The 13628-nt window shown below is 52.4% G+C and carries 9 protein-coding genes; all 9 read left to right on the forward strand.

Annotated elements, in window-relative coordinates; all coding sequences use genetic code 11:
* The first annotated feature begins 25 nt into the window (after positions 1-25).
* The 9 genes from KXG62_RS14455 (at position 26) to KXG62_RS14495 (ending at position 13554) form a co-directional block, all read left to right on the forward strand.
* On the forward strand, positions 26-3022 hold the full coding sequence (locus KXG62_RS14455) for an extracellular solute-binding protein (RefSeq protein ID WP_218092692.1): 2997 nt from the start codon (positions 26-28) through the stop codon (positions 3020-3022).
* On the forward strand, positions 3012-4001 hold the full coding sequence (locus tag KXG62_RS14460) for a carbohydrate ABC transporter permease (protein ID WP_218092693.1): 990 nt from the start codon (positions 3012-3014) through the stop codon (positions 3999-4001). The genes KXG62_RS14455 and KXG62_RS14460 overlap by 11 nt, the downstream gene beginning before the upstream one ends.
* Positions 4001-4903: a carbohydrate ABC transporter permease gene (locus tag KXG62_RS14465; protein ID WP_218092694.1), complete on the forward strand. Its 903-nt coding sequence runs from the start codon at positions 4001-4003 to the stop codon at positions 4901-4903. Before KXG62_RS14460 ends, KXG62_RS14465 begins: the two co-directional genes overlap by 1 nt.
* A gap of 17 nt (positions 4904-4920) precedes the next feature.
* Positions 4921-7065: an SMP-30/gluconolactonase/LRE family protein gene (locus tag KXG62_RS14470; RefSeq protein WP_246627450.1), complete on the forward strand. Its 2145-nt coding sequence runs from the start codon at positions 4921-4923 to the stop codon at positions 7063-7065.
* Positions 7062-9383, forward strand: coding sequence for a DUF5696 domain-containing protein (locus KXG62_RS14475; protein ID WP_218092695.1), 2322 nt, complete (start codon positions 7062-7064; stop codon positions 9381-9383). Before KXG62_RS14470 ends, KXG62_RS14475 begins: the two co-directional genes overlap by 4 nt.
* The gene (locus KXG62_RS14480; protein ID WP_218092696.1) at positions 9380-10249 is read left to right on the forward strand and encodes a carbohydrate ABC transporter permease; all 870 of its coding nucleotides are present in this window, start codon (positions 9380-9382) and stop codon (positions 10247-10249) included. The genes KXG62_RS14475 and KXG62_RS14480 overlap by 4 nt, the downstream gene beginning before the upstream one ends.
* A gap of 18 nt (positions 10250-10267) precedes the next feature.
* Positions 10268-11239, forward strand: a complete 972-nt coding sequence (locus KXG62_RS14485) for a carbohydrate ABC transporter permease (protein ID WP_218092697.1) — start codon at positions 10268-10270, stop codon at positions 11237-11239.
* Between the two features lie 233 nt (positions 11240-11472).
* Positions 11473-12180, forward strand: a complete 708-nt coding sequence (locus KXG62_RS14490; RefSeq protein WP_218092698.1) for a response regulator transcription factor — start codon at positions 11473-11475, stop codon at positions 12178-12180.
* Between the two features lie 6 nt (positions 12181-12186).
* A complete protein-coding gene (locus KXG62_RS14495; protein ID WP_218092699.1) occupies positions 12187-13554 on the forward strand; it encodes a sensor histidine kinase in 1368 nt (455 codons plus the stop codon).
* The last annotated feature ends 74 nt before the right edge of the window (positions 13555-13628 follow it).

Here is a 13628-nt window from a genome sequence, read left to right on the forward strand (position 1 = left end):
ATTGATTAGGAAAGGAGTGACACGATTGTCTTCCGTTCAATCCTCGAAACACCCGTGGAAACGCTTACTAGTATTATCGTTGGCCGGAGCGCTCGGGCTCACTGGACTGGTTCCACCGGGTCAGCCTGTTGCGTCGGCGGCGGATGCAAAGGCGCCTACTGCGCCTGCGAACGCAGCACCGGCGGTTAAGACGCCGAATGCAAGCGCCGTGCAGCTGTCGGAATCGGAGCCGTATTATGCGGATACGCTCAAGGCCTGGATCGGCAAGGGTGCCAAGCCGGCCACCTCGACGATCGAGATTAAAGGTTCCGCTCCGTCAGCCAAGTCGGAGAACCAGAATATTACGGTCGGCAATTACGAAGGGAAAAGCAACGTGCTTGTTTGGAACGGCGGCAGCGGCGAGGGCTTCGTCGAATACCGCGTGGACGTTCCTGCTGACGGTTTGTACGAGATGCAAGTCTCCTATCGCCCGCTAACGGGCAAAGGGTTGCGCCGCCCGATCGTATGGGATATGTTCGTGGACGGCAAGCGCCCGTTCCGGGAAACGTCTTCCATTACGCTGTACCGTCAATGGAAGGATGCCCGTCCGATCAAGACGGATGACGAGGGCGACCAGATTCGTCCAAAGTCCGAAGAAATTACGACGTGGATGACGATGCCGCTGTTCGATTCCGGCGGTGCTTATGCGGCTCCGCTACAATGGTTCTTCTCCAAAGGAACGCATACAATCCGGATGCAGGGCTACGAGCCGATAGCGATCGAATCGATTAAGCTGACCCCTCCGCAAAAGCTGCAATCGTATGCGGATGTGGCGAAGGCTTACCCGCAATCGAAGCCGGCTGCGGCCGAAGTGATCACGCTGCAGGCGGAAGAACCATCGATTAAGAGCGATTCCGCAATCCAGATGGCTTCGGACACGGATCAGCGCACGGTTCCGCTCGCCAAAGGGAAAATTACGTTCAACAGCATCGGCGGCAAGAAGTGGTATAACCAGACGCAAGAGCTGACATGGACGATCGATATTCCGGAGTCCGGCAAGTACAAGGTCGCGACTCGCGCGCTTCAAAATACGATCTCGCAAAAATCTTCCTTCCGTACGATCCGCATCGACGGAAAAGTGCCGTTCCAGGAATTTTTGACGTATCGCTTCCCGTATTCGACCGGCTGGGAAGGCCTGGCGCTTCAGGATGACACAGGCAAGCCGTACGAGTTTTATTTTGAGAAGGGCAAGCACACGCTCTCGATGAGCGTCACGCATGATCCGTTCAAGCCGGTAATCCGCGGCATCGAGGAAGTTTCCGACCTGCTGCAGGAAGTGGCTTGGGACTTGAAATCGCTCACGGGTAACGTGGACGACAAGAACAGAACGTACCGGATCGCTCAAGATTTGCCCGACCTGCCGAAGCGGATGGAAGTGATCGAGCAGCGGCTCGACGAGCTCTCCAAGCTGACGGCGCAAGTCAACGGTCGTGTGGATAACATCAGCCAAGGCTTTGAGTCCTCGGCGCAAGATATTGCCAAAATGCTGAAAAAAATAGACGATGTTCCGTATAAGGCGGACCAGATTTCGTCCATGCAGGAGAAAGTCAGCAAGTTTATCGACACGCTCATTCAGCAGCCGCTGCAGCTCGACGAAATTTATATCGCACCGGTGGAGAAGAGCTTTCCGAAGATGGAAGCTTCGATCTTCTCCAAGATGAAGGGTATGGTCGTCAACTTCTTCTATACGTTCCGTTCCAAAAACCGTCTGAGCGAGATGGATCCGAACGTGCTTAACGTCTGGGTGCACCGCGGACGCGACTATGTAACGCAGCTGCAAGAATTGACGGACGAATTGTTTACACCGGAAACGGGAATTAAAGTCAAGGTCAACCTGCTGCCGAATACGCAGTTGCTCGTCTTGTCCAACGCGGCAGGCATCCAGCCGGACATCGCGCTTGGATTGTCGCAAGACTTGCCGGTCGATTACGCGATTCGGAACAGTATCGTCGATATATCGCAGTTCCCGGACTTCAAGGAAGTGTACAATCGTTACAGCCCGGGCTCGTGGCTGCCGTTCTACTATAACAAAGGGTATTACGCAATGCCGGAGACGCAGTCGTTCCAGCTGCTGTTCTACCGCAAGGACATTTTGAGCAAACTGGGCATCGCGCTGCCGCAAACGTGGGATGACGTATATGACATCTTACCGACGCTGCAGCAGAACTACATGAACTTCTACGCGAACCCGAAAGAATTCATGATGTTCGTATACCAGAATCAGGCGGAGTTTTTCTCCAAGGACGGGTCGAAGACGGCGATGGATACGCCGGAAGGCTTCAAAGCATTCCGTCAGTGGGCCGACCTGTTCAACATTTATGCAATGGACCGAGAAGTATCGAGCTTCTATCAGCATTTCCGCAAGGGCGACATGCCGATCGGTATTGCGGACTACAATATGTACATTCAGCTGTCCGCTGCGGCGCCGGAGCTGAACGGACGTTGGGGAATCGCACAACTTCCGGGCACGAAGCAGTCGAATGGCACGATCGAACGATGGGCTGGCGGCGGCCAAACAACCGGCGTCATTTTCAAACGTTCGAACAAACAGGATCAGGCATGGGAGTACTTGAAATGGTGGAACTCCGCCGACGTTCAGGAGCGTTACGGCTCTGACCTTGAAGCGTTCAACGGGGTTGCCTTCCGTTGGAATACGTCGAACCTGGAGGCATTTGTCAACCTGCCATGGAAACGCGAAGATGCCAACGTCATCCTGAATCAATGGCAATGGTACAAAGATATGCCGAACGTACCGGGCGGCTACTTCGTAACACGTGAAATTAACAACGCATGGAACCGTACGGTCGTCGATGGAATGAACTATAGAAACTCGCTGGAGCTGGCCGTCATGGAAATCAATCGGGAGCTCAGGCGTAAGCAGCAAGAGTTCGGCTTTGTCGATGGCGAGGGCAATATTTTGAAATCGATGGAACTGCCGATCGTAACCAAACCTTGGGAAGGAGTGAAGGCATATGTTAAGTAATCAGGCGAACGCAACGGCGGGAACGGTTCGACAGCGAATCGCCCCTGCTAAACCGACGCTCACGGAAAAGTTCAAACGCCTCCTTTCCGAGATATGGTCTTATCGGCTGTCGTACTTGTTCATCGCCCCGTTTATGTTTTGTTTTATCGCATTCATTTTGATTCCGGTTATTGCGGCCATCGGGCTTAGCTTCACGTATTTCAATGCAATCGAGCCGCCGCGTTTCATTGGCTGGACGAACTACGCGAACTTGATCTCACAGGACTTGACGTTCTTGAAATATGCGCTTCCGAATACGTTCAAGTTTGCGCTTATCGTAGGTCCGGGCGGATATATTGCGGCCTTCATGCTGGCATGGCTCATTTCCCAGCTGCCGAACGCGGCAACCCGCTGGTTCGCGCTGGCGATGTATACGCCGTCGCTGACAGCAGGGGTAGCGATGTCTGTCGTATGGCTGCCGCTCCTTACCGGTGACCGGATCGGTTACCTGAACAGTATTCTTCTTGAACTTGGCTTTATCGACCAACCGCTTTTGTGGGTAACCGACAAAGCATACTTGATGAACTCGATGATCGTAGTTACATTATGGTCCAGTATGGGCGTCGGCTTCCTTGCGATGCTCGCCGGGATTTTGAATGTCAACCAGGAGTTGTATGAGGCTGGCCGGATCGACGGTATGAGCAGCCGACTTCAAGAAATCTGGTACATTACGATCCCGTCCATGAAACCGCAAATGCTGTTCGGTGCAGTCATGGCGATCGTATCGACGTTTAAAGCGGGTGCGATCGGAACGGAGTTGTCAGGTGTGAATCCGACGCCGCAGTATTCGGGTCATCTGATTATCAACCATATCGATGACTACGGCTTTATCCGATTTGAAATGGGATATGCCGCCGCCATCTCGGTATTCCTTCTGCTCATCATGTATTTGTCCAACAAATTAAGCTGGGGCTTGTTCGGCCCGAAGGAGGGCGAATAATGCAAACTGCGCTTGCCAAATGGAAAGGGCTCATTCCATGGAGAAAGAAGTCGAAGCTGAACTCGATGGACGGCTTTCAGAAAGTGCTCGTCTTCTTTCTCTTTGTACTCGCCATCTTCATGCTGCTGCCGCTGGTGTTTATTTTTAACCATGCGCTCAAGCCGTACCAGGAGCTGTTCGTTTATCCGCCGAACTTTTTCGTACGGGAACCGTCGTTTCAGAACTTTACGGAGCTATTCCTGGTAGCTTCCTCCTCGACGATCCCGGTAACGCGTTACTTATTCAACAGCTTGATCATTTCCGGCGGGGCGGTCGTTTGCGTAACGATCGTCAGCGCGCTTTGCGCCTACCCGATCTCGAAACACAAGTTTCCGGGTCATCAAATCGTTTTTGGCACGATCCTGCTGACGCTCATGTTCGCGCCCGAGACGGTGCAGATTCCGCGGTATCTCGTGGTCAGCCATCTCGGCATTATGAATACGTATTTAGGTCATATCCTGCCGATGGTCGCCATGCCGGTTGGCGTGTTCCTTCTGAAGCAGTTTATCGACCAGCTTCCGAACGAGCTGCTGGAAGCGGCGCGGATCGACGGGGGAAGCGAATTTTTCATCTTCATGCGCATCGTCATTCCGGTCGTCATGCCGGCGGTCGCTACCGTAGCGATCCTGACGTTCCAAGGCGCATGGGGGAACCAGGAGACGTCGACGCTGTTCATGCAGGATGACGAGATGAAGAACTTCCCGTTCTTCCTGTCAACCTTGACGAACAACCTGGCTAACAGTGTAGCCCGCCAAGGGGCGGCAGCTGCGGCGGCGCTCGTCATGTTCGTACCGAACCTGCTGATCTTCTTGTTCTTCCAAGGCAAGGTTATCGCCACGATGGCGCATTCCGGTATCAAATAAGGAAGGGGGACTACCATTTGTTAACTCAATTTCGGCGTAAGCCCCTCCTCCTTATGTTGGCGGTCATCGTGTTGGCCGTCTCCTTGTGGCCGGCAGGTGCAATGGCTTACGTACCTTATGATACGAACTACAGAGATAGCTACAAACGGCTTGTATGGACCCAATCGGCCTACAACCCGGTAGAAGTAATGGGCAGGGAAATCTACATCCCGGATCCGAAAGATCCGAGCAAGCAAGTGTTTTCCCCGCTCGTACAACCGAAAGATTTGTTTATCGATGAAAAAGACAATATTTATATCGCGGATTCTGGCAACAACCGGATCGTTCAATTGGACCCGGACGGAAAGTTGGTCCGCATCCTGGACGTAAAGGAAAGCCCGATGAAGAAGCCGGAAGGGCTGTTCATCGACGGGAAAGGCGACATTTATGTTGCGGATACCGGCAACAAGCGAGTTATCCGCCTCGATTCCAACGGCAAGCTGTTGAAGGAATACAAAAGGCCGGAATCCAAGTTTTTACCTGAGGCGTTCAAATATGACCCGATCAAGCTGGTCGTAGACAAACGCGGCTTCCTGTACATCGCCACACTGGGCGGCTACCAGGGACTTCTGCAGCTCGACCCGGAAGGCAATTTCCAGAGCTTCTTCGGCGCCAACAAAACCGAGTTTTCGGTCATGGATGCATTCAAACGCATGGTGTACACACGGGAAATGTACTTGCGCGAAATCAGCAAGCTGCCGGGCTCCGTCGCAAGCGTAACGATCGACAAAGGCGGACTTATTTACACGGCGACCAAAGAGATCGCGACCGGACAAATCAAGAAGCTGAACATTGCAGGCAAAGACTTGCTGTCGGCTAAGGATGAGTATACGGATAAAGTCACGACAAAAGCGTTCGGTGAAGTTCGTTTTCCTCCGAGCGACAAAAACCAAAAGCCGCAGCTGAGCGACTTGACGGTTGACAGCGACGGCAATATTACGGCAATCGACTCGACACTGAAATACGTCAACCAATACGATGCGACGGGTAACCTGCTGTTCTACTGGGGCGGCGACGTATCGGCGTCGGCCACCAAGCTTGGCGTTGTCAAGACGCCGTCGGCCATCGCCAACAACTCGAAGAACGAGCTGTTCATTCTCGACGAAGAGAACAACGCCGTTCAACGGTTCCGCCTGTCGGAGTTCGGCGCGCTGGTGCATCAAGCGAACCAGCTGACGCAGGAAGGCCGATACGAGGATAGCGAGAAATATTGGCAGGAAGTACTTCGCCTCAACGCATACTACACGCCTGCGGTTCTCGGCCTGGCTAAAGCCGCCTACAAAAAAGGCGAGTTCGAAAAGGCGCAGGCGCTCTTTAAGGAAGCCGGCTTCGTACAAGGCTACTCCGATGCGTTCTGGCAAATCCGGTTGATCTGGTTCCAGAAGCATTTCGGATTGCTGATGAACGTCGTTATTTTTGGCCTTATCTTATTGTTGTTGTTCAATCGCTTCACGCGCAAAGCTGCCTGGAGACAAAAATGGCGCAAACGCGAGCGTTCCAAAAACAGACTGGTTATTCAGTTGAAGCACGTATTTTATATTTTGAAACATCCGATCGACGGCTTCTCGGCGATTCGTTACGAGAATAAAGGCAGCATGGCGAGCAGTATGATTTTACTGCTGGCCGGCATGATCGCCTTCGGCATCATGCGCGTAGCGACCGATTTTACGTTCAACCCGAACGTCGTGCTGGAGATCAGCATGATCACAGTGTTTACTCAGTTTGCGGTCGTCTGGGTCGGCTGGGTTGTCGCCAACTATTTGATCAGCACGATTTATCGTGGTGAAGGTCGTTTCCGCGACGTTATTTATGGCACATCCTATGCGGTCTTCCCGTTTGTGATCGTCGGCTTACCGCTGACGTTGCTCTCCAGCGTCATGACGCTGAGCGAAGGCGCAATCTACAATTTCCTGGAGAACGCTTTGTACGGCTGGGTATTCCTGCTGGTCTTCTGGAAAGTGCAATCAATGCAAAACTACGGCGTTGGCGAAACGGCAGTCAACATTGTCCTTTCGATGATTACGATGACGATTCTGGGCGTTCTCATTTTCATTACGTTTGGTCTCAGCAATGAGCTATGGGACTTCTTCTATTCCGTGTACCAGGAGGTGACGATCCGATGAGACGCATAAGCAAAAAATTGAAGCTGAGCGCTCTGGCGGTAGTCGTCGGTACGACGCTGGTCACGCTACAGAGCGGCCCGCTGCTGAACGCGGCCGAGAATACGCCGGCGGCGAATGCCCCGGCAGCCAGCACGAACGCAAATGCGCCGGCAGCCGGGCAAGGGGCTCAAGCACCCGCCCAGGCTGCTGCGCCAACGGCGGCGCAGCAGGCCGCTGCGCAGAAAGAAATGCTTGACGAAAGCAAGTTCCAGGTCATGGCGGAAAATGCGAATTTCAAGCTGTGGGTAGACAGCACGACGGCTCATTTCAAGCTTGAAGACAAGCGCAGCGGACAAGTGCTGAGGTCTTACCCGGATCCCGAGCAATGGCCGAATGAAACGATTACAGGCACTTGGAGAAATAACCTTCGCTCGCCGGTCATGCTGGAATATATCGACATGGCGAACTACAAGTCTCAGCCGAAAATCATCAGCTGGATGGAGGACAAAGGAACGCTGGAAGGCTTCCAAAAAACAGCCGATGGCTTTAAGGTGACGTTCAATTTTGCCGGAACCCAATTTAAAATTCCGGTGGAAGTGAAGCTGACGACAGATTACGTCGAGACGAAGATTATCGATAAAGATATTAAAGAAGGCAAGCTGAGCCTGCTCAACCTGAAGCTGTATCCGCTCTTCGGAGCACAGCCTTCCTTGGGCCAGGACGGATATATGGTACTGCCGGACGGTTCCGGCGCGCTGATTCATTTCAAGCCGAACCGGACCAACGATAAATCGGTGTACCGCGAAAATATGTACGGCAACGACATCTCGTTCTTTGTTGAAAGGACGAATCGTCAAAAAGTGACCATGCCGGTATTCGGCATGAAATCGGGCAGCCAGGCATTCGTATCGGTCATTACGGCGGGCGAAGAATATTCGAAGCTATTCGCTTCCCCGGCGGGCGCCTTCGGTACGTATAACTGGGTAACGCCGGAATGGCAATACCGGATCAAGTTTTTCCAGAATACGAGCAAGAAAGGCAGCGCCGGCTTCTACACCTACAGCAAGCAGATGTATACCACAGAGCAGCGCGCCGTGCGGTACTATATGCTTGAGCCTGCGAAGGCTGACTATGTCGGCATGGCTTCGAAGTATCGGGAGTACCTGATGAAAGAGAAGGGGCTCAAACCGATCAAGCCGGAAAGCACGAAAGTTCCGTTCTTCCTGGACATCTTGGGTGCGGACCTTAAAGAAGGCCTGCTGTGGGATAAGTACTTGAAGGGCACGACGACATCGGAAGCGATGGAGATGGTCAAGCGGCTGTATGGGCTTGGCATCGAGAATATGGCGATCCAATATTCCGGGTGGCAGAACGGCAGCTACAGCTCTTACGGCGGATTGTTCCCGGTCGATAAGCGGCTTGGCGGCAACGACGGAATGAAGCAGTTCATCGATTATGCGCACTCACTGAAAATTCCAGTGCTGTTGAATGCCAACTATTCGTACAACAATACGAACGGCGACGGCTTCAGCCCGAGATATGACGGATCGCGGAATTTGGCGGGCCGGTTGCTGCAGGAGGAAAACTTCAACAACCGTGCGAAGATCACGCTTGTCAGCCCTAAGTTTAGCGCCAAAACGCTGGCGAAAGATCTGGAGAAATACAAGCAGCTTGGCGCAGACGGTCTCTTTTTCGAAGACGGTACCGGCCGCTTCCTAAACAGCGATTTCAACGACCGCTACAAAACAAACCGGACAGAATCCATGGGTGTACAGCAAGAGATGCTGAAGGAAGCCAAAGAAACGCTGGGACACGTCAGTATTGACCGGCCGAATTTCTACGGCATTTCCAATATTACGCATCTTCATCGCTTGCCGCAGGACTATTCGTATGACTTGTTCGTAGACGAATCGATTCCGTTCGCGCAAATTGCGCTGCACGGATTGGTAACTTATACGTCCAACTGGTCGAATCTGCGTGACCAATATCAAGGCGAGTTTTTGCGGTCTATCGAATATGGGGCTTATCCTTCGTTCATTTTCACCAACTCAAAGTCCGGAGATATGAAAGGCGCTTATTCGATCTGGTATTACAGCATGAATTACCGTGACTGGGAAGCCAAAGCGGTGGAGGAATACCAACGCTTCAACCAGGCACTTGGCGATGTGCAGGACAAAGCGATCATCGGTCATCGCACGCTCGCCCCGAACGTCATGGAGACGGAGTATGAAGGCGGCAAGAAGGTCATTGTCAACTACAACGCGCAGCAATATACGAACGGCAGCCTGAAAGTTCCGGCACAGGACTTCATCGTGGTAACGGGAGGGAAGACGTCATGAACCGTAAATTTAGACTCAGCTCCGTTGCCCTTCGCAAGATGGAAGGCTCGCTGTTTATTGCACCTTGGGTAATTGGCTTTCTGTCCTTCATCGCATTTCCGTTAGGTTATTCGCTTTATATGAGTTTTCAACGGGTAAAAATCACGGCTAGCGGGATCGAGTATACGCCCGTCGGCGTTCAGTATTACCGCGAAATTTTGCTGGCGGACGGCGGGTTGTTGTATAACGACCTGCTGCCGTTCCTCCGGCAGTCGTTGCTGATGATTCCGGTTATTATCGTATTCTCGATGATGGTCGCGATCTTGCTGAACCAGAAGTTTGTCGGCCGCGACTTTTTCCGGGTCATTTTCTTCCTCCCTGTTATTTTCTCGACAGGTCAGATCATTACTGAGTTTATCGCACAAGGCGAAGGTACACTCGCCTTTACGACGGAATTTGAAGTCGGCAGATTTATATCCACCTATTTGCCGGCGACATGGGCGAATCCGATTAACAAGATTGTAAGCTCATTCGTACTCGTGCTTTGGTCTTCCGGGGTGCAAATCCTGATCTTCCTGGCTGGCCGCCAAACGATCTCCGCTTCGGTTTATGAAGCGGCACGCATCGACGGAGCCGCTCCATGGGAAACGTTCTGGAAAATTACGCTTCCGGGCTTGTCGCCGTTTATTTTCCTGAATCTGATCTATACGGTTGTCGATTTGTTCACTTTCCCGCAAAACCCGATCATCTCGAAAGTAAATACGACAAACTACGGTTTGTCGAGCGCGCTGGCGTGGATCTACTTCGTCATCGTTATAGCATTCTTAAGTATAGCGATCTTTGTTTTCAGTAAGGTAGCGAAAGCGACAAGCGGACAACAACGGTAGAAAGGAGGCAATAAGCATATGGAGCGTATTACGGAAATTATCAAATCGCGCAAGTTCGGCGGGAATACGAATCCCCGCAACTTGCTGCTGCTGACGCGCAACGTATTAATCGGGAAAGAAGCGAATCAAGGTTTCATTTTCCGGTTGTTCATGTACTTGATTTTGATCGATGTCGCATTCATTTATATTAAGCCGATCATTTACATGGTCGCGACGATGATCAAGGATGCGGGCAACCTGCTCGATCCGGCGGTTATCTGGGTACCGCGGTCCGTCTACTTCGGACATTTGAGCGAAGCATTTCGACTGCTCAAGTATCCGACGGCCGTCTCGATCAGCGCGACGGTATCGCTGTCCGTTGCCGTACTGCAGGTCATCACATGCGCTATCGCAGGCTATGCGTTTGCAAGACTTGATTTTCCATTCAAAAAGTTTTGGTTCGTATGCCTGATCTTCACGTTCGTCATGCCGCCGCAGGTGACGATTTTGCCATCGATCCTGCTGTTCAAAGAGCTCGGATGGATTAACACGTACTATCCGATGATTATCCCGGCCTTATTCGGACACGGTCTCAAGGGAGCCTTGTTCGTCATCATCTTCCGTCAGTTCTTCTCCACCCTGCCGAAGGAGCTGGAGGAGGCGGCCAAGATCGACGGAGCGAGCGTCTTCCGCGTCTTCTTCCGGGTTATGCTGCCGATCTCTTCGTCGGCGATTATCGTCGTGTTCCTGTTCTCCTTCGTATGGAACTGGAACGACTTCTATTACCCGTCGATGTACATGTTCGGATCGAAGGAAGTTCCACTGTCAATCAGCTTATCCAGGCTTGCCGCGGCGATGTCGTCGGAGGCCGAGCAGGCGGGACCGAGTATTTTTGCGGAGCCGATCAAGATGGCGGCGTCGTTCCTCATTATCATGCCGGTTCTCGCCGTTTATGCCTTTACGCAGCGATGGTTCGTCGAAGGCGTCGAGCGTACTGGCCTTGTAGAATAGTGTCGACATATCTCGAATCGATGAAAGCCCAAAAAACCGGCCGACGCGCCGGTTTTTTTGCTTTCAATAGAAAGACGTGCGGCCCGATGGGCAATTTTTCTATGAATTCAAGGGACTGGAGAGCGAAAAAAGTCGAATCGTATCGCGTTTCCCTAATAAATCTTCTTGAGCAACCCGGGCGGACAAGGTATCATAGAATAAAAAGATTCAGCAGCACCGGGAGGTGAGAACGAATGCAGATCTTATTGGTGGAAGACGAACCGAAAATTCGTGAAGTATTGATTGCCTATTTGCGTAACGAAGGATGGAACGTCGATTTTACGCCGAACGGTTTGGAAGCGGTTGAAATGTTTTCGAATCGTCCATATGATCTCGTCATTCTCGATCTGATGTTGGAAGGAATGCCGGGAGAAGAAGTATGTCGAACGATCCGGCAAACTTCGACAGTGCCGATCGTTATGCTGACATCCAAATCAAGGGAGAGCGATACGATCGAGGGGCTGAAGCTGGGAGCGGATGATTATATTTTCAAACCGTTCCGGGTAAAGGAAGTCATTGCCCGCATCCATGCGCTGCTGCGAAGAGTCAAGGCGTTCGTACCGGAGAAGCAGAAGACGTCCGTACTAACGTTCGATAAAGGAAGGCTTGTACTGGACATGGAAGCGAAGACGCTGCTTGTCCGGGGCGTGCACGCCAACTTGACATCGACCGAATTCAAGCTGTTGACGGTTTTTGTCGATAAACCGGGAAAAATATTCAGCCGTCTGGACTTGTCCCATCAAGTGCTCGGTTACCGGTTTCACGGTGACAGCCGTTCCATCGATACGCATGTGAAAAATCTTCGCAAAAAAATCGAAGAAGACACAAAAGAGCCGAAGTACATTTTGACCATGGTCGGAGAAGGCTACAAATTTACCGCGGAAGCGGACAAAAAGGAATAGACGGTCATGATGTCCAAGCTGCGCAGAACGAATGTCATTTTATTTATAACGCTGCAGGGCTGTTTTCTCATTATTCTGTGCATTATTGCTTATGGATATAACTACAACTGGGAAAATGTCTTTACGCGTTATCAAGAGGAACAAGTCAAGGTAAACGCTTTCAAAATGATGGACGATATCCGCAATGAGGATTTAAGCGTCGGCCCGTACACGACGGAGCAAAAAGCATGGCTGACCCGCAGGGCGACCTTGTACGGCGTGATGATCCGTTACGGGGCGGATCGGCAGGACATATGGTTTGATATGTTCAACCGGATTCAAAACCCGAAAGAAGTCGAAATTCAGGAATATCCGGTCGTCGCCAAGGGGCAAAATCGCGGGCTGCTTCAAGTTGCGTCATACAAGCAGATGAACAAGCTCGATCCCAGCTTCCTCGCTTACCAGAAAATGATGCATGAACGGGCGGCGCTGCTGTTTGCGATTGCGGCGCTGCTGTCCATCGCGGTCAGCATTACAGTATCGCGCATGCTCTCCGTGCATATGCAGCGCTTGCGGGAAACGGCGGGCAAAATTCATGCCGGCGACCGCCAGGTTCGCGCGCCGCTGAAAGGGCCGGAGGAAGTGCGGCAGCTCGCGCTGACGCTTAACGAGCTGTCGATGGAGCTGAAGAAGCAGGAGGACTGGCGCCACCATCTCATGGAGGATTTGACGCACGAGCTGCGTACGCCGCTCACTTCGATGCTGTCCCAGCTCGAAGCCATGATCGACGGCATTTACGAAGTCGATGTCGAATGGCTGCAGCAAATCTACGAGGAGCTGATCCGGCTCACGCGGCTGATGACGGATATGGAGCGGCTGTCCGAGGCAGAAGCGGCAAGGTTCACGGTCAGCGTCAAGCGGGTGAACATGGTCAAGCTGGCCGAGCAAGTATGCCGCAATTTCCAGCCGATGGCGAGGAACAAAGGCATCCGGATTCGCTTCAACAATCCGAACGTTCCGTGCTACGCCGAGGTGGATCGCGATAAGATGGTGCAGGTCGTGTCGAATATTGTCTCCAACGCAGTGAAGTATACGAACGAAGGCTCCATTACGGTAGGGATCGACTGGCAGCCGGAAGCGACGATTATTTATTGCCAGGACACAGGGATCGGCATCGGTCCGCAAGATCTGCCTTACGTGTTCAACCGGCTGTATCGGGTCGATAAATCGCGATCCCGGTTTAGCGGCGGCGTAGGGCTCGGGCTCAGCATCGCCAAGGCGCTGGTCGAAGCCCATGACGGCCAGATCGATGTGGAAAGCGAGCTCGGATCCGGCTCGATCTTCCGCATTACAATCCCCAACACATACAAGTCCATGGCTAACAAATTGGCGTAAGGCCGATGGTTCATATGCCGCGAACGTAAGCTACCCGCTACCGCGCGGGCGCGCGTAGTACTGCCGAACCGCCG

The sequence above is a fragment of the Paenibacillus solanacearum genome, from assembly GCF_910593845.1.
GTDB classification, from domain to species: Bacteria; Bacillota; Bacilli; order Paenibacillales; family NBRC-103111; genus Paenibacillus_G; species Paenibacillus_G solanacearum.

Coding starts and splice junctions, on each gene's coding strand:
- KXG62_RS14460 (WP_218092693.1), top strand. CDS start 3,012: ATGTTAAGTAATCAGGCGAACGCAACGGCGGGAACGGTTCGACAGCGA.
- KXG62_RS14465 (WP_218092694.1), top strand. CDS start 4,001: ATGCAAACTGCGCTTGCCAAATGGAAAGGGCTCATTCCATGGAGAAAG.
- KXG62_RS14475 (WP_218092695.1), top strand. CDS start 7,062: ATGAGACGCATAAGCAAAAAATTGAAGCTGAGCGCTCTGGCGGTAGTC.
- KXG62_RS14480 (WP_218092696.1), top strand. CDS start 9,380: ATGAACCGTAAATTTAGACTCAGCTCCGTTGCCCTTCGCAAGATGGAA.
- KXG62_RS14485 (WP_218092697.1), top strand. CDS start 10,268: ATGGAGCGTATTACGGAAATTATCAAATCGCGCAAGTTCGGCGGGAAT.
- KXG62_RS14490 (WP_218092698.1), top strand. CDS start 11,473: ATGCAGATCTTATTGGTGGAAGACGAACCGAAAATTCGTGAAGTATTG.
- KXG62_RS14495 (WP_218092699.1), top strand. CDS start 12,187: ATGATGTCCAAGCTGCGCAGAACGAATGTCATTTTATTTATAACGCTG.